This window comes from Streptomyces ruber, assembly GCF_014648075.1.
Classification (GTDB): domain Bacteria; phylum Actinomycetota; class Actinomycetes; order Streptomycetales; family Streptomycetaceae; genus Streptomyces; species Streptomyces ruber.
The window spans coordinates 168,427-185,705 of the sequence record NZ_BMQK01000007.1 but is presented as its reverse complement, the minus strand read 5'-3'; the positions used below and the strand labels follow the sequence as shown (position 1 = coordinate 185,705).

Annotated in this window: 12 protein-coding genes and 1 tRNA gene; 3 read left to right on the top strand and 10 right to left on the bottom strand. The window is 68.4% G+C overall.

Annotated features, from left to right (window positions below):
• The first annotated feature begins 29 nt into the window (after positions 1–29).
• The 3 genes from IEZ04_RS17880 to IEZ04_RS17870 are packed head-to-tail and all read left to right on the top strand — an operon-like array spanning position 30 to position 3,499.
• Entirely contained in the window at positions 30–1,718 is a 1,689-nt protein-coding gene (locus IEZ04_RS17880; RefSeq protein ID WP_189217886.1) for a hypothetical protein, read from the top strand.
• Positions 1,715–2,284 carry a Pycsar system effector family protein gene (locus IEZ04_RS17875; RefSeq protein WP_373296326.1) on the top strand — a complete coding sequence of 190 codons (570 nt, stop codon included), beginning with the start codon at positions 1,715–1,717 and terminating at the stop codon, positions 2,282–2,284. Before IEZ04_RS17880 ends, IEZ04_RS17875 begins: the two co-directional genes overlap by 4 nt.
• 48 nt (positions 2,285–2,332) lie before the next feature.
• On the top strand, positions 2,333–3,499 hold the full coding sequence (locus tag IEZ04_RS17870) for a M48 family metalloprotease (protein WP_189217885.1): 1,167 nt from the start codon (positions 2,333–2,335) through the stop codon (positions 3,497–3,499).
• A gap of 69 nt (positions 3,500–3,568) precedes the next feature.
• Here the strand turns inward: IEZ04_RS17870 and IEZ04_RS17865 are convergent, their stop codons facing one another.
• The 10 genes from IEZ04_RS17865 to IEZ04_RS17820 form a co-directional block, all read right to left on the bottom strand.
• Positions 3,569–7,468, bottom strand: coding sequence for a DNA-directed RNA polymerase subunit beta' (locus tag IEZ04_RS17865; RefSeq protein WP_189217884.1), 3,900 nt, complete (start codon positions 7,466–7,468; stop codon positions 3,569–3,571).
• A 97-nt stretch (positions 7,469–7,565) separates the two neighbouring features.
• Entirely contained in the window at positions 7,566–11,048 is a 3,483-nt protein-coding gene (gene rpoB, locus IEZ04_RS17860; protein WP_189217883.1) for a DNA-directed RNA polymerase subunit beta, read from the bottom strand.
• Positions 11,049–11,745: 697 nt separating this feature from the next.
• Positions 11,746–12,135: a 50S ribosomal protein L7/L12 gene (rplL, locus tag IEZ04_RS17855; RefSeq protein WP_189217882.1), complete on the bottom strand. Its 390-nt coding sequence runs from the start codon at positions 12,133–12,135 to the stop codon at positions 11,746–11,748.
• A gap of 109 nt (positions 12,136–12,244) precedes the next feature.
• Positions 12,245–12,775 carry a 50S ribosomal protein L10 gene (rplJ, locus tag IEZ04_RS17850; RefSeq protein ID WP_189217881.1) on the bottom strand — a complete coding sequence of 177 codons (531 nt, stop codon included), beginning with the start codon at positions 12,773–12,775 and terminating at the stop codon, positions 12,245–12,247.
• 313 nt (positions 12,776–13,088) lie between these two features.
• Positions 13,089–14,063, bottom strand: coding sequence for an SCO4651 family lipoprotein (locus IEZ04_RS17845; protein WP_189217880.1), 975 nt, complete (start codon positions 14,061–14,063; stop codon positions 13,089–13,091).
• Positions 14,064–14,275: 212 nt separating this feature from the next.
• Complete coding sequence (gene rplA, locus IEZ04_RS17840; protein ID WP_189217879.1) at positions 14,276–15,001, bottom strand: 50S ribosomal protein L1; 726 nt, start codon at positions 14,999–15,001, stop codon at positions 14,276–14,278.
• 77 nt (positions 15,002–15,078) lie between these two features.
• Entirely contained in the window at positions 15,079–15,513 is a 435-nt protein-coding gene (gene rplK / locus IEZ04_RS17835; protein WP_189217878.1) for a 50S ribosomal protein L11, read from the bottom strand.
• 205 nt (positions 15,514–15,718) lie between these two features.
• Positions 15,719–16,549, bottom strand: coding sequence for a transcription termination/antitermination protein NusG (gene nusG, locus IEZ04_RS17830; protein WP_189217877.1), 831 nt, complete (start codon positions 16,547–16,549; stop codon positions 15,719–15,721).
• Positions 16,550–16,625: 76 nt separating this feature from the next.
• Complete coding sequence (gene secE, locus IEZ04_RS17825; RefSeq protein ID WP_030572584.1) at positions 16,626–16,913, bottom strand: preprotein translocase subunit SecE; 288 nt, start codon at positions 16,911–16,913, stop codon at positions 16,626–16,628.
• 105 nt (positions 16,914–17,018) lie between these two features.
• A tRNA-Trp gene (locus IEZ04_RS17820) sits at positions 17,019–17,091 on the bottom strand.
• Between the last annotated feature and the right edge of the window lie 188 nt (positions 17,092–17,279).

Here is a 17,279-nt window from a genome sequence, read left to right as displayed (position 1 = left end):
GCCGGCACGTCCCCGAGGAGACACGCGCCATGTCCACCTTCCACCACCGGCCCGACTGGCAGCAGTCCGCGGACCGGCACACCCGGCTGACCGACCCGGTGCTCACCGTGCGGCAGCTGTCGCGCTTCGACCTGTCGCTGAAGCACCTGGTCCGTATCGATCACGCGCTGGTGTTCTCGACCCCGAAGGGCGGCTACGAACCGTTCCTGCCGCCCCGGCGGCCGACGCGCGGCGAGATCGCGAAGCACCGGTACACCGCGGTGTACGAGGTGGACATGGGCGTCCATCCGTTCACGGAGACGCTCGTCCTGCCCAGCGACAACGACGCGTTCGAGTTCGCGGCCGAGATCGACGTCTCCTGGCAGGTGCTCGACCCGGCCCGGTTCGTGGCGAGCGGCGTCCGGGACGTGCCGGCGCTGTTGCTGGGTGAGTTGCAGCAGGCGGCTCGGCCGGTGGCGCGACGGTTCCCGAGGGAGGACAGCGCCGGGGCCGAGCGGGAGCTGCTGAAGGCGGCCGGTGCCCTGGGTCCGCTCGGCGCGCCCGCGGGACTGCAGGTCACCTGGGGTCTGCGGCTGCGGCGGAACCAGGCGGACATCGACCACCAGCAACGGCTGCAGGCGATCGACCACTCCGCCGCCGAGCAGATCCGCGTGGCCGAGCAGGGGATGCAGGTCGACGTCGAGATGGACCGCCGCCACCGGCAGCAGGACGCCCTGCAGCTGGGGCGGACCATGGAGTACGGGCGTCAGCAGCAGGAACTCGTTCTGCAGCAGCAACACTGGCAGCACGAACAGGCGCTGCTGAACAGTGGGCAGCACCATGAGCTCGCCCGCCTGCAGGCGCAGCACATGCTGGAGATGCAGCGGTTCGAGGCAGAGAAGATCGCCTTCTACCAGTGGCACCTGCAACAGGGCGGCGTACAGGCCTGGGCCCTGCACCTCGCCCAGCATCCCGACGACTCCCACCTCGTCATGCGGAGCATGCGCGACGACCAGCTCCGCATGATCCAGGCGCAGATGGACCTGGTGAAGGAGCTGCTGGGCGGCAACGCCGCCGAGAAGTTCGAACTGGAGGGCCCCAAGCAGCTGGCCCTGCGCACCGTCAGCGACATCCTCAACCAGCGCCTGCCGGGAGTGTCCCAGGACCCCGCGCCGCTGCCGCCGGGCCCCGGCCTGCCGCACGCTCCGTCGACGGGCCCGGAGACGGCGGACGGGCACGAGGCCACGCCGTCGGACGGGGTGGCCGCGGGCGGCGGCGGACCCGCCGGGCCAACGGACCCGGACGACGACGATGCCGGGGCTCCCCCGGCGTCGGGCCCGGGCACCGGCTTCCCTGACCCGTACACGGTTCCCTCTCCGCCCTTCCCCACCACGCCTCCGACCGCTGCACCGGCCCCCGCACCGGGCGGCCCCGGCACGCCGGACCCCCCGTATCCGGCGCCGGGTACGTCCGCCGCCGCACCCGGCGCCCCGGGCCCGTACGCCTGGCAACCGCCCGTGCCCAGCGCCCCGCCTCCCCCGCCGCCGCCCGTGACCGCGGGCGCCCCCGCGCCGTACCCGATGCCGCAGGGCGCCCCGTGGGCCCCGCCCGCCTGGCAGCCGCCTCCCGGCTACGGCACCACCCCGACCGCACCCCCGCGGCGGAACACCGCGCCGGAACCGGCCGGCTCGGCCGACCCGGCCGGGACCGACGGCCCGGAGGAGGACCGCCGCCCGTGACGACGACGGACCCGCTCCGCTCACCCGCTCCGGGCGGTCCCTCCGGCGAACAGGGCGTGGACCGGGCCGGCCGGGACGCCCGTGCCCGCCTCTGCGAGCGCCTCCTGAGCGACCTGCGCAGCGAGATCGCGCGCGCCGACAACAAGGCGTCCGTCCTCATCGCCGCGCTCGGCATGACCGCCGGCGTGTTCAGCGGCCTGCTCACCGGACGCGACTGGACTCCGCAGGCCCTGTCCGCCTCGGGCACCGCCGTCTGGTGGGCCGGGGTCGCCTCGCTCACCCTCTCGCTGCTCGCCCTGCTGCTGGCCGTCCTGCCCCGCTACCGCTCCGGCGACTGGGTACCGGGCCGGCCTCTGACGTACTTCGGTGACATCCGGCGCGCCGTACGCACGGACGCGCTGGACACCGCACTCGCCGACACCGGAGCCGACCCGCTGGCCGGTCTCACCGCGGCCCTCACCGAGAACAGCCGGATCGCCTGGCGCAAGCACCAGTGGATCCGCACCGGACTGATCGCCTTCTGTGCCGGCACGCTCCTGCTGCCCGCATCCCTGCTGATCGGCTGACCTGCCGACCGGCCGCCGTAGCCCATCGGAGACACCCCGGGAACGACCATGACCCAGCCGCCGCCGTACCCACCCGAGTATCCGGACCCCGCCGCCCGGCCCCCGGTGCCCCCGCAGACGCCGCCCGGCCCCCCGGGCGTCCCACCGCAGTACCCCACGCACCCGGGACACCCCGTGCCCCCGGCGTACCCGCAGCAACCCCCTACGGCCCCGGAGGCGCCCCTGTCGGCCTCCCCCTCCGCTGCCGCCCTGGGTACCCCGCCGCACCCCCACCACATCTCCACCGACAGCGGCCGCGTGCACCTCTCCCACCAGCAACGCCGGACCGACGCCACGGCCGTCGGCAACCTGCTGGTCTACCTGCCCCACTTCCTCGGCAGCCTCTTCGTCGTCACCCTGGTCTCCCTCTTCTTCGGTGGGCTCGGGATCCTGCTCGTCCTGGCCTGGCTCGTCAGCGGCGCACTCGTCTTCCACCGGCCCACCGAAAGCGCCGTCGCGCGCCATGTGCTCCGCTTGCGCTACCCCACTCCACAAGAACGAGCCAAACTCGAACCGGTCTGGCGTGAGGTCACCGCCCGCGCCGGCATCGAGGGCCGCGCCTACGAGCTCTGGGTGGAGGACAGCGACAGCCTCAACGCGGTCGCGGCGGCAGGCCACATCGTCGGAGTCACCCGCTTCTCGATGAACCATCTGCCCAACGGCGAGCTGGCCGCGGTCATGGCGCACGAACTCGGCCACCACGTCGGCGGCCACGCCTGGTCCTCACTGCTCGGCTACTGGTACGCGCTCCCCGGACGGATGGCCTGGCGCGCGCTGCGCTCCGTCACCGGCTTCCTGTTCCGGGTGTCGCGTGCCTTCTCCTGCTTCGGGGTGGCCTTCTTCGCGCTGTGCGGCGGCTCCCTCGTACTCGCCTCGATCAGCTCGCTGTACGGTCTGCCGCTGCTGGTCCTCGCCGTACCGTACGCCCTGGCCGCGGTCGGCCGCCGGGCCGAGCTCCGTGCCGACCGGCATGCCGCCGCCCTCGGCTTCGCCCCGATGCTGGCCGCCGTCCTGGACAAGCTGCACCAGCAGGAGCAGCTGGAGGCTGCCGCGCTGGCCGCCCGCACCGGTGGCGCGCCACCGGCCGAGAGCCCGCTGAGCAGGCTGCTCTCCTCGCACCCGGACTACCACACCCGGCTGCACCACCTGCAGCCCTACCTCCAGCCGCGGCGCTGACCGGGTGCCGCAGGGAACGCCGAAGGGCGGCCACCCCGAGGGGTGACCGCCCTTCATGCTGCTGCTCGCTTACTGGTTGTACGGCCCGTAGTCGTAGTCCTCCAGCGGAACGGCCTGGCCGGAGCCCGTGCCGAACGGCGAGTAGTCGATGTCGTCGTAGCCGACGGCCGAGTACATCGCGGCCTTGGCCTCCTCGGTCGGCTCGACCCGGATGTTGCGGTAGCGGGACAGACCCGTACCGGCCGGGATGAGCTTACCGATGATGACGTTCTCCTTGAGGCCGATCAGGGAGTCGGACTTGGCGTTGATCGCCGCGTCCGTGAGGACCCTGGTCGTCTCCTGGAAGGACGCCGCCGACAGCCACGACTCGGTCGCCAGCGAGGCCTTGGTGATACCCATCAGCTGCGGACGGCCGGAGGCCGGGTGGCCGCCTTCCTGGACCACACGACGGTTCTCGGTCTCGAACTTCGACCGCTCGACCAGCTCGCCGGGCAGCAGCTCGGCGTCGCCGGACTCGATGATCGTCACGCGGCGGAGCATCTGCCGGATGATGATCTCGATGTGCTTGTCGTGGATCGACACGCCCTGCGAGTTGTACACCTTCTGGACCTCGCCGACCAGGTGGACCTGGACGGCGCGCTGACCCAGGATGCGCAGCACGTCGTGCGGGTTGGTGGCACCCGCGGTGAGCTTCTGGCCCACCTCGACGTGGTCGCCCTCGGACACCAGCAGCTTGGCGCGCTTCGAGATCGGGTAGGCCGTCTCGTCGCTGCCGTCGTCCGGCGTGACGACGATCTTCTTCGTCTTCTCGGTCTCCTCGATCCGCACGCGGCCGGCGGCCTCGGAGATCGGGGCGACACCCTTCGGGGTACGGGCCTCGAAGAGCTCGACGACACGCGGCAGACCCTGGGTGATGTCGTCACCGGCCACACCACCGGTGTGGAAGGTACGCATCGTCAGCTGGGTACCGGGCTCACCGATGGACTGGGCGGCGATGATGCCGACCGCCTCACCGATGTCGACCAGCTTGCCGGTGGCCAGCGAGCGGCCGTAGCACATGGCGCAGGTGCCGACGGCGGACTCACAGGTCAGGACCGAGCGGGTCTTGACCTCCGCGACGCCGTTGCGGACCAGCTCGTCGATGAGCACGTCACCGAGGTCGGTGCCGGCCGGGGCCAGCACACGGCCGTCGACCACGATGTCCTCGGCGAGGCAGCGCGCGTACACGGACGTCTCGACGTCCGAGGCCTTGCGCAGCACGCCCTCGGCGTCCCGCTCGGCGATCGCCAGGCGCAGACCGCGGTCGGTGCCGCAGTCCTCCTCGCGGATGATGACGTCCTGGGAGACGTCGACCAGACGACGGGTGAGGTAACCGGAGTCGGCGGTACGCAGAGCGGTGTCCGCCAGACCCTTACGGGCACCGTGGGTGGCGATGAAGTACTCGAGCACGGTCAGACCGTCTCGGTACGACGCCTTGATCGGACGCGGGATGGTCTCGTTCTTGGCGTTCGACACCAGACCACGCATACCGGCGATCTGACGCAGCTGCATCATGTTTCCTCGCGCGCCCGACTCGATCATGATGAAGATCGGGTTGGTGCGCGGGAAGTTCGCCTGCATCGCCTCGGCGACCTCGCTGGAGGCCTTGTTCCAGATGACGATCAGTTCCTGCGTGCGCTCTTCCTTGGTGACGAGACCACGCTCGAACTGCTTCTGGATCTTGAGGGCCTGCTCCTCGTAGTGCTCGAGGATCCGCGGCTTCTCCGGCGGCCCGACGATGTCGGAGAACGCGACGGTGACGCCGGAACGGGTGGCCCAGAAGAAGCCGGACGCCTTCAGGTTGTCGAGCGTCGCCGCCACGATGACCTTCGGGTAGCGCTCGGCGAGGTCGTTGACGATCTCCGAGAGCTGCTTCTTGCCGACCTCGTAGTCGACGAACGGGTAGTCCTCGGGCAGCAGCTCGTTGAAGAGCGCGCGGCCCAGCGTGGTGCGCAGCGTGAAGCTGTCACCCTGCTGCCACTCCGGCTCGCCCTCCTCGCGCGCCGGCGGCGTCCAGCCGCGCGGCGGGATGGTGCCCACCGGGAAGCGGATGTCGACCTTCGCCTGCAGCGAGAGCTCGCCCGCGTCGAACGCCATGATGGCCTCGGCCACGGACCCGAAGGCCCGGCCCTCGCCCTTGACGTCGCGCATCTCGCCGTCGGTCGTCAGGAAGAACAGACCGAGGACCATGTCCTGGGTCGGCATCGTCACCGGACGGCCGTCGGCGGGCTTGAGGATGTTGTTCGAGGACAGCATCAGGATGCGGGCCTCGGCCTGCGCCTCCGCGGACAGCGGCAGGTGCACGGCCATCTGGTCACCGTCGAAGTCCGCGTTGAACGCGGTGCAGACGAGCGGGTGGATCTGGATGGCCTTGCCCTCGACCAGCTGCGGCTCGAAGGCCTGGATGCCGAGGCGGTGCAGCGTGGGCGCACGGTTCAGCAGAACCGGGTGCTCCGCGATGACCTCTTCCAGCACGTCGTACACGACCGTACGGCCGCGCTCGACCATCCTCTTCGCGCTCTTGATGTTCTGCGCGTGGTTCAGGTCGACCAGGCGCTTCATCACGAACGGCTTGAAGAGCTCCAGCGCCATGGCCTTGGGCAGACCGCACTGGTGCAGCTTCAGCTGCGGGCCGACGACGATGACGGAACGCGCCGAGTAGTCGACTCGCTTGCCGAGCAGGTTCTGACGGAAACGACCCTGCTTGCCCTTCAGCATGTCGCTGAGGGACTTCAGCGGACGGTTACCGGGACCGGTGACCGGCCGGCCACGACGGCCGTTGTCGAAGAGGGCGTCGACGGCCTCCTGGAGCATGCGCTTCTCGTTGTTGACGATGATCTCGGGCGCGCCGAGGTCGAGAAGCCGCTTCAGGCGGTTGTTGCGGTTGATCACACGGCGGTACAGGTCGTTCAGGTCGGAGGTCGCGAAGCGGCCACCGTCCAGCTGCACCATCGGACGCAGGTCCGGCGGGATGACCGGCACGCAGTCCAGCACCATGCCCTTGGGGCTGTTGGACGTCTGCAGGAAGGCGGACACGACCTTCAGCCGCTTCAGGGCGCGGGTCTTCTTCTGGCCCTTGCCGGTGCGGATGATCTCGCGGAGGCGCTCGGCCTCCTCCTCCAGGTCGAAGGACTCCAGGCGCTTCTGCAGCGCCGCGGCACCCATCGAGCCGTCGAAGTACGTGCCGAAGCGGTCACGCAGCTCGCGGTAGAGGAGCTCGTCGCCCTCGAGGTCCTGGACCTTGAGGTTCTTGAACCGGGTCCACACCTCGTCGAGACGGTCGATCTCGCGCTGCGCACGGTCGCGCAGCTGCTTCATCTCGCGCTCGGCACCCTCGCGCACCTTGCGGCGCACGTCGGCCTTGGCACCCTCGGCCTCCAGCTCGGCCAGGTCGGTCTCGAGCTTCTTGGCGCGGGCCTCGAGGTCGGCGTCGCGGCGCTGCTCGATCTGCTGGCGCTCGACGGAGACGTGGGCCTCCAGCGAGGGCAGGTCGCGCGTACGGCGCTCCTCGTCGACGTACGTGATCATGTACGCCGCGAAGTAGATGACCTTCTCCAGGTCCTTCGGGGCGAGGTCGAGCAGGTAGCCCAGCCGCGACGGAACGCCCTTGAAGTACCAGATGTGCGTGACGGGAGCGGCCAGCTCGATGTGGCCCATCCGCTCACGGCGCACCTTGGCGCGCGTGACCTCGACGCCACAGCGCTCGCAGATGATGCCCTTGAAGCGGACGCGCTTGTACTTGCCGCAGTAGCACTCCCAGTCCCGGGTCGGACCGAAGATCTTCTCGCAGAAGAGCCCGTCCTTTTCCGGCTTGAGGGTGCGGTAGTTGATGGTCTCGGGCTTCTTGACCTCGCCGTGGCTCCACTGCCGGATGTCGTCAGCGGTGGCCAGGCCGATCCGGAGCTCGTCGAAGAAGTTGACGTCGAGCACTATGCGTCAATCCCTCTCAGGGTTGTAAGTCTTTGGGTCTGATACGGGGTCCCGGGGTCGGCGGGCCTTCCGGTCAGGGAAGGCCCGCCGGACTCCGTCAGACCTCTTCGACGCTGCTCGGCTCGCGCCGGGACAGGTCGATGCCGAGCTCCTCCGCGGCGCGGAAGACGTCCTCGTCGGTGTCACGCATCTCGATGGACATGCCGTCGCTGGACAGCACCTCCACGTTGAGGCACAGGGACTGCATCTCCTTGATGAGCACCTTGAAGGACTCGGGGATGCCGGGCTCGGGGATGTTCTCGCCCTTGACGATGGCCTCGTAGACCTTCACGCGGCCGGTCACGTCGTCGGACTTGATGGTCAGCAGCTCCTGGAGCGCGTAGGCGGCGCCGTACGCCTCGAGTGCCCACACCTCCATCTCGCCGAACCGCTGGCCACCGAACTGGGCCTTACCACCCAGCGGCTGCTGGGTGATCATGGAGTACGGACCGGTCGAGCGGGCGTGCAGCTTGTCGTCGACCAGGTGGTGCAGCTTGAGGATGTACATGTACCCGACCGAGATCGGGTCCGGGAACGGCTCGCCGGAGCGGCCGTCGAACAGCCGCGCCTTGCCGGACGGGAGGACCATGCGGTCGCCGTCGCGGTTCGGCAGGGTGTTCTCCAGCAGACCGGTCAGCTCGTCCTCACGGGCACCGTCGAAGACCGGCGTCGCCACGTTGGTACGCGGCTCGACACGGTCCGCGCCGATCGCCTGGAGGCGCTGCGCCCACTCGTCGGCGAGACCGGAGACGTCCCAGCCCTGGCTGGCGAGCCAGCCGAGGTGGATCTCCAGGACCTGTCCCGGGTTCATCCGGGACGGCACACCGAGCGGGTTGAGGATGATGTCGACCGGGGTGCCGTCCTCCAGGAACGGCATGTCCTCGATCGGGTTGATCTTGGAGATGACGCCCTTGTTGCCGTGGCGGCCGGCGAGCTTGTCACCGTCGGTGATCTTGCGCTTCTGCGCCACGTACACGCGCACCAGCTGGTTCACACCGGGGGGAAGCTCGTCGCCCTCCTCGCGGTCGAAGACGCGGACGCCGATGACCTTGCCGGTCTCGCCGTGCGGCACCTTCAGCGAGGTGTCACGGACCTCACGGGCCTTCTCACCGAAGATCGCGCGGAGCAGGCGCTCCTCCGGCGTCAGCTCGGTCTCACCCTTGGGCGTGACCTTGCCGACGAGGATGTCACCGGCGATGACCTCGGCACCGATGCGGATGATGCCGCGCTCGTCGAGGTCGGCGAGGACCTCCTCGGAGACGTTCGGGATGTCCCGGGTGATCTCCTCGGGGCCGAGCTTGGTGTCACGGGCGTCGACCTCGTGCTCCTCGATGTGGATGGAGGAGAGGACGTCGTCCTGCACGAGGCGCTGCGACAGGATGATCGCGTCCTCGTAGTTGTGGCCCTCCCACGGCATGAACGCGACCAGCAGGTTCTTGCCGAGCGCCATCTCGCCGTTCTCGGTGGCCGGGCCGTCCGCGAGGACCTGGCCCACGATGACGCGGTCGCCCTCGTTGACGACGACCTTCTGGTTGACCGAGGTGCCCTGGTTGGACCGGGAGAACTTGGCCAGGCGGTACGTGATGTACGTGCCGTCGTCGTTGGTGGTGGTGATGTAGTCCGCGGAGACCTCCTGGACCACACCGTCCTTCTCGGCCTTGACCACGTCGCCGGCGTCGACGGCGGAGCGGTACTCCATGCCGGTGCCGACGAGCGGGGCCTCGCTCTTGATGAGCGGCACGGCCTGGCGCATCATGTTCGCGCCCATGAGGGCGCGGTTGGCGTCGTCGTGCTCGAGGAACGGGATCATGGCGGTCGCGACCGACACCATCTGGCGCGGCGAGACGTCCATGTAGTGGACCTCGTCACCCTGCACGTAGTCGACCTCGCCGCCGCGGCGGCGGACCAGCACGCGCTCGGAGAACCGCATCTCCTCGTCCAGCGGCGCGTTGGCCTGGGCGATGACGAACCGGTCCTCCTCGTCGGCGGTCAGGTAGTCCACCTCGTCGGTGACCTGGCCGTCGACGACCTTGCGGTACGGCGTCTCGACGAAGCCGAACGCGTTGACCCGGCCGTACGAGGCGAGCGAGCCGATCAGACCGATGTTCGGGCCTTCGGGCGTCTCGATCGGGCACATCCGGCCGTAGTGCGAGGGGTGCACGTCACGGACCTCGAAGCCGGCCCGCTCACGGGAGAGACCACCCGGGCCGAGCGCGGACAGACGGCGCTTGTGCGTCAGCCCGGACAGCGGGTTGTTCTGGTCCATGAACTGGGACAGCTGGCTGGTGCCGAAGAACTCCTTGATGGAGGCGACGACCGGCCGGATGTTGATCAGGGTCTGCGGCGTGATCGCCTCGACGTCCTGCGTGGTCATGCGCTCGCGCACGACGCGCTCCATACGGGCCAGACCCGTACGGACCTGGTTCTGGATGAGCTCGCCGACGCTGCGCAGACGACGGTTGCCGAAGTGGTCGATGTCGTCGGTCTCGACGACGATCGTCTCGCCGTTGTCGGCGACCGTCTCGGTCTCGCCGGCGTGCAGCTGCACCAGGTACTTGATCGTCGAGATGATGTCCTCGACGGTCAGGATGCCCGCGTCCAGCGGGGCGTCCGCACCCAGCTTCTTGTTGACCTTGTAGCGGCCGACCTTCGCGAGGTCGTAGCGCTTGGGGTTGAAGTAGAGGTTCTCCAGCAGCGTCTGCGCGGCCTCACGCGTGGGGGGCTCGCCCGGACGCAGCTTGCGGTAGATGTCGAGCAGCGCGTCGTCCTGGCCCTGGGTGTGGTCCTTCTCCAGGGTGGCGCGCATGGACTCGTACTCGCCGAACTCCTCGAGGATCTGCTCGGTCGTCCAGCCGAGGGCCTTGAGGAGCACGGTGACGGACTGCTTGCGCTTGCGGTCGATACGGACACCGACCATGTCGCGCTTGTCGATCTCCATCTCCAGCCAGGCACCCCGGGACGGGATGATCTTGGCGGAGAAGATGTCCTTGTCGGAGGTCTTGTCGATCGAGGAGTCGAAGTAGACGCCCGGCGAACGGACCAGCTGCGACACGACGACACGCTCGGTGCCGTTGATGACGAAGGTGCCCTTGTTGGTCATGAGCGGGAAGTCGCCCATGAAGACCGTCTGGGACTTGATCTCACCGGTCTCGTTGTTCGTGAACTCCGCCGTGACGAAGAGCGGCGCGGCGTACGTGAAGTCGCGCTCCTTGCACTCGTCGATGGAGTTCTTCGGGGGCTCGAAACGGTGGTCGCGGAAGGTCAGCGACATCGACCCGGAGAAGTCCTCGATCGGGGAGATCTCCTCGAAGATCTCCTCCAGACCGGACTTGGTGGGGACGTCCTGACCGTTCTCGAGAGCCGCCTCGACGCGAGCCTTCCACGCTTCGTTGCCGAGCAGCCAGTCGAAGCTCTCGGTTTGCAGCGCGAGAAGGTTCGGAACCTCGAGGGGCTCCTTGATCTTTGCAAAGGAGATGCGCAGCGGGGCGGTGCTTGCGCCGTTGTTCGTATTCGCGGTCGAGGCAGTGCGCGAGGCGGCCAAGAGGGGGTCCTTCCGAGGGCTCGGACTCACTACGCGCGTACCAGCCCCCCGACCGGGCACAAGCGGGAAGGTCCCAGGTCAGGGACGATTCCTACGTCAGTGCTCGAGCGAGGGCATGCTCCTGGTGACGGGCAGGAGGCAGCTAACAGGCAGCGCAAAGGGTCAGTGTAGCCACTAGGCCCACTGATGTCCAGTGCGGGTTTGCGGATCCTCGGAAACCCTCGTTGTTTCTCAATACCTGCGGCAAGCCACGCCCTCGATGCACCTCGATACTGCCCTCTACGCCGTCGATCCATGCCTCGGATGCGGATCGTTGTGACGACGCGTCCTGAGAATTGCGCGCTGCGTGCAGTTCGTCAAGCCCCCCTTGCCCGAAGCACATGCCGCGATCGTCACTCGCGACGGGGCGTCCGGGGTGCTCAGAGGCACGACGAAGATCACCATACTCGTCGCGACCGTCAGTGCAAGGCAGCCGCCGCCGGACGTCGTGAAACGCCGAAGGGCGACCACCCACTTGGGTGATCGCCCTTCGGTGTCTGCGCGTTACAGCCCCACGGCACAGCCGCGGGGCTGCGGAGCGTACGACGGTCCGAGCGGACCGGGCCGCCCGGCGGACGTTGCAGTCGCCATCGGCCCGTGCCCGTGCGGACGGGGGTCCCTGCGGGCCCCTGTGAGGTCCTCGCGGACCCGTGAGGTCTTACTTGACCTCGACGGAGGCGCCGGCGCCCTCGAGGGCCTCCTTGGCCTTGTCCGCGGCGTCCTTGGCGACCTTCTCGAGGACGGGCTTCGGGGCGCCGTCCACGAGGTCCTTGGCCTCCTTCAGACCCAGGGAGGTCAGCTCACGCACGACCTTGATGACCTGGATCTTCTTGTCGCCGGCGCCGGTGAGGACGACGTCGAACTCGTCCTTCTCCTCGGCGACGGCGGCCTCGCCGCCACCGGCGGCACCACCGGCGACGACGACCGGGGCGGCCGCGGCGGCGGTGACGTCGAACTTCTCCTCGAAGGCCTTCACGAACTCGGAGAGCTCGATGAGGGTCATCTCCTCGAACTGCGCGAGCAGGTCTTCCTGGCTGAGCTTCGCCATGAGGGGCGATCCTTCCACTAATTCGGCTGGTGCCGGATGTACATGTGAGGCGGGCGTACGTTCGGCCCGCTACGGCCGTGCCTGGCGGCACCGGCCATGACGAGCCGAGTTACTCGGCACCGCCCTGCTCGTCCTGCTTGGCGCGCAGCGCGTCCACGGTGCGGACGAGCTTCGACGGCAGCGCCTGGAAGACGGAGGCAGCCTGGGACTGCTTCGCCTTGAAGGCACCGGCCAGCTTGGAGAGCAGAACCTCGCGGGACTCGAGGTCCGCAAGCTTCTTGATCTCGTCGGCGGAGAGCGCCTTGCCGTCAAGGACACCGCCCTTGATGACGAGATTCGGGTTGTCCTTGGCGAAGTCACGAAGACCCTTCGCCGACTCCACCGGGTCACCGGTGACGAAGGCGACCGCCGTCGGACCGTTGAACAGGTCGTCGAGCGTCGTGATCCCGGCCTCGTTGGCCGCAATCTTGGTCAGCGTGTTCTTCACCACGGCGTACTGGGCGTTCTCACCGAGCGACCGGCGCAGCGTCTTCAGCTGCGCCACGGTGAGACCCCGGTACTCGGTCAGCACGGCGGCGTTCGAGCTGCGGAACTGCTCCGTCAGCTCGGCCACCGCGGCAGCCTTGTCGGGCCTTGCCATAGAGCGTCGGCCTCCTTCCGGGTGATGAGGACCGCTCGGAAGGGGCTGGGGAAACGAAACGCCCCGGCGCAGGCGCACGGGGCGTAGCTCGACCGGACGGGTTCCGTGTGTTTCGGAACCGACCCAGGAGCTTGTCCACAGTCACCTGCGCGGGTCGTCCGCGGTTCAGCGGATCCTTCGGCCACCGGGCCCTCTCACGAGCGCACGGCGACGACCAGCGGTCTTTGGCTTCTGTAGGAAGGTACCTGACCGGATCGCCGTCGGGCAAATCCGGTCAGCGGACCGTCGGCGCGGCGGGGCCGCCGCCGCGGGCTCAGACGCCGGACTCCAGCGCCTCCAGCTCGGCCATCTCCTTCTCGAAGGCCTCCTCGTCGAAGGCGCCCTCGCTGCCGGCCATCTCGCCCGCGCCCTGGAGCATCTCGAACAGGTCGACGGTCTCGCCGGCCGGCGGCAGCTCGACCTCGGCCTTGGCGCCGTAGTCCGAGAGCTTCATGCTCATGTCGACGTCGCCCTCGGGGGTCTCCATGGTGATGTCCATGCGGACCGGCAGGTCGTCCTCGTTGACCCACACATCGGTGTCGTAGCCCTTGATGCCCGACTTCTCGATGTTGTCCAGGAGCTGCTTGCGCTCCTCGGGCTCCAGGAGGTCCAGGGTGTCGTTGCTCTCCATCATCTCCTTGACGGTGAGCGTGCCCGTGTAGTGCTCGGCCTCGACGCCGTCGATCTTCTCGCTGCCGACGTGCTTGAGGTTGGGCGACTCGCGGAGCATGGCGAGCTGCTCGGTCGGGTTCTGGTTCATGTTGTCCAGACCGGACGTCATCTGCTTGGTCAGGTCCTCGTCCCCGGCAGCCTCCGCCGCGGCCGCCAGGTCGAGCTTCATCCAGCGCTTGCCGTCCATGTCCTTGGCGGCCTCGGCCCCCATGTCCATGTACATGACGTTGTCCTGCCAGACCATCCGGACCTGCTCCGGGGCGCCCGGCTGGGTGCTGAACGCGGACCCCTTCATGGTCAGGTCCATGACGGTCGGATCCCAGCCCATCACGCCGCTCATGGTCATGTCGCCGCCGCCGTCCAGCGCAGCCGGCATCGACATGGTCATCTCGACCTTGGCGGACTTGACCTCGGCGGTTCTCTCGAACGCCGCCGTCAGCACCTGCTGCACGGTCCGCGCGGAGCCCGAGGCCCCGTCCTGCTTCTCGGCGCCGCAGCCGACGGCCCCACCGGCCATGACCAGTGCCGCGATCCCCGCGAGCGTCGCCCCGCCCCGCCTGCGCACAGAAAGCCCCATCGATTCCCCCCAAGGAACATAGGAACAAATTGCCGATTCTTTGAAATCCCTGTGATCCTAGCCCAGTGATCACCCGGCTCCCCCGGATTCCCGTCCGCCCTCTGCAACAGCCACGTCACATTCGCCGCCCCCGTGGGCGCTCCGCTGAATGGCGACGGGCCCCGCACCCTGAGGGTGCGGGGCCCGTGGACCGGTCGGGCGAGCGCGGAGGCTCAGACCGCGGCCGGGTCCTCCTCGACGAGGAGGTTGCGGGTGCGGTTCGGGTCGACCGGGACACCGGGGCCGATCGTGGTGCTGATCGCGGCCTTCTTGATGTAGCGACCCTTGGCGGCGGACGGCTTCAGACGGAGGATCTCCTCCAGCGCCGCGCCGTAGTTCTCCACCAGCTTGGTGTCGTCGAAGGACACCTTGCCGATGATGAAGTGCAGGTTCGAGTGCTTGTCGACGCGGAACTCGATCTTGCCGCCCTTGATCTCGGTGACGGCCTTGGCGACGTCGGGGGTGACGGTGCCGGTCTTCGGGTTCGGCATCAGACCACGCGGACCGAGCACGCGGCCGAGGCGGCCGACCTTGCCCATGAGGTCCGGGGTGGCGACGACGGCGTCGAAGTCCAGACGGCCCTTCGACACCTCGTCGATGAGCTCGTCGGCGCCGACGATGTCGGCGCCCGCGGCACGAGCGGCCTCGGCACGGTCACCGGTCGCGAAGACCAGGACCCGGGCGGTCTTACCGGTGCCGTGCGGGAGGTTCACGGTGCCACGGACCATCTGGTCGGCCTTGCGCGGGTCGACGCCCAGACGGAAGGCGACCTCGACGGTGCCGTCGAACTTGGTCGTGGAGGTCTCCTTGGCGAGACGGACGGCCTCGAGCGGGGCGTACAGCTTCTCCCGGTCGACCTTGGCGTCCGCAGCGCGGAGAGCCTTGCTGCGCTTGCTCACAACTGCTCCTGTGTGTTTCGAAAGGAGTCGTGGTACGGGCCGAGCAGGCCCTGCCACGGTGTTCTGGAAGGTGGGGTTCAGCCCTCGACCGTGATGCCCATGGAACGGGCGGTGCCGGCGATGATCTTCGACGCGGCGTCCAGGTCGTTGGCGTTGAGGTCGGGCAGCTTGGTGGTGGCGATCTCGCGGACCTGCGCCTCGGTGATCTTGGCGACCTTGGTCTTGTGCGGCTCGCCGGAGCCCTTCTCGACACCAGCGGCCTTGAGGATCATCTTCGCGGCCGGCGGGGTCTTGGTGATGAAGGTGAAGGAACGGTCCTCGTAGACCGTGATCTCCACCGGGATGACCCAACCGCGCTGCGACTCGGTCGCGGCGTTGTAGGCCTTGCAGAACTCCATGATGTTGACGCCGTGCTGACCCAGCGCGGGGCCGACCGGCGGAGCCGGGTTGGCGGCACCGGCCTGGATCTGGAGCTTGATGAGCCCCGTGACCTTCTTCTTCTTGGGAGGCATTGCTCTCTCCGGGTCCTAGTGAGAGTTTTCAGCCCGCTCATCCGAATCCATCCGGATGGAGGCATACCGCACAACGATAACGGGTATCCATGCGCGGCCAAAAACCGAGCAGGTCAGACCGTCCCCCGCAAGCGGAAGGTGCCCCCAGTAGGAGCATGGTCTGACCTGGTCGGAGGCGTGTGGTCCAAAGGAGACCGAGTACGACTCAGTTCTTCTGGATCTGGTCGAAGCTCAGCTCGACCGGGGTCTCGCGGCCGAAGATCTCGACGAGGCCCTTGACCTTCTTCGAGTCGGCGTTGATCTCGTTGATGGTGGCCTGGAGCGTGGCGAACGGGCCGTCGGTGACGGTGACCGAGTCGCCGACCTCGAAGTCCAGCACCTGGACCTCGACCTTGCGCTGCGGCGCCGGCTTGCCCTCGGCCTCGGCAGCCTCGCGGGCGGCCTTCTCCTCGGCCTCCGGGGCGAGCATCTTGACGATCTCGTCGAGGGAGAGCGGGTACGGGTCGTAGGCGTTGCCCACGAAGCCGGTGACGCCGGGGGTGTTGCGGACGACGCCCCAGGACTCGTTCGTCAGATCCATGCGGACGAGCACGTAACCGGGCAGCTTGTTCTGCCGTACGGTCTTGCGCTCGCCGTTCTTGATCTGGACGATCTCCTCCTCGGGGACCTCCGCCTGGTAGATGAAGTCCTCGACGTTCAGGGAGACGGCGCGCTGCTCCAGGTTGGCCTTCACGCGCTTCTCGTAACCGGCGTACGTGTGGATGACGTACCACTCGCCGGGCAGCGTGCGCAGCTCCTCGCGCAGGGCGGCGACGGGGTCGACGGGCTCGGCAGGCTCGGACGGCTCCGCGGCCGGAGCCTCCTCCGGCTCCTCGACGTGCACGGCGGCCTTCTCGGCGGGCTCACCCACGGCGGCTTCCGCAGCCTCGGCCTCGTCGACCACGTCCGAGCCCTCGAGGATGTCGAGCTCGTCGTCCACGGACTCGACATCGTCCCCGCGAGGCTCCATGGCGTCGTTCACGTTCGGGTCAGACACGGTGGCTGCTTCTTCCTCGATACAGGGGGTGGAACACGCGAAAGGGGCGCCGGGTACGGCGCCCTTCGCTTTCGGCTCAGCCGAAGACGTACTTGGCGGCCTTGTCGAGTCCAAAGTCAATCACAGTGACCAGACCGATCATGATGACCACGAAGATGATGACCACGGTCGTGTACGTCGTCAGCTGCGAACGGGTGGGCCAGACGACCTTGCGGAGTTCCGCGACGATCTGGCGGTAGAAGAGCGCGAGCCGCTTCAGCGGGCCTTTCTTGGCTCGCTTGCCGCCCTTGCGGGTCTTCTTCTTCGACTCAGGCGCCTCGTCCTCGGCATCAGGCATGTCGATGGAGCCCACGGCGTCCGTCACTCGTCCTCACCTGATCCCGGGTCGTGGCCGTGCCGCGCCCGGTCTGAGCCGCACGGCGGTGCATTGCTGTACGTACATGCGCACACATCCTGGCGGTGTGTGTAGCAGGGCCGGAGGGACTTGAACCCCCAACCGCTGGTTTTGGAGACCAGTGCTCTACCAATTGAGCTACGACCCTTTGGTTCCCCCCAACGTACCGCATCCGCTCGGGTGCTCGGAGTGCATCCGATGAGAGCGGCCTGCTGGAGGCCAACGAGGTGAGAGTGTACGTGCTCCACGGCCGGGCGTCGAACAGAAAATGGCGGCTCGGGCCCCGTTCCCCGGAGATCGGCCGGTGATCCGGCGTCCCACAGGCGGTTGTTCGGT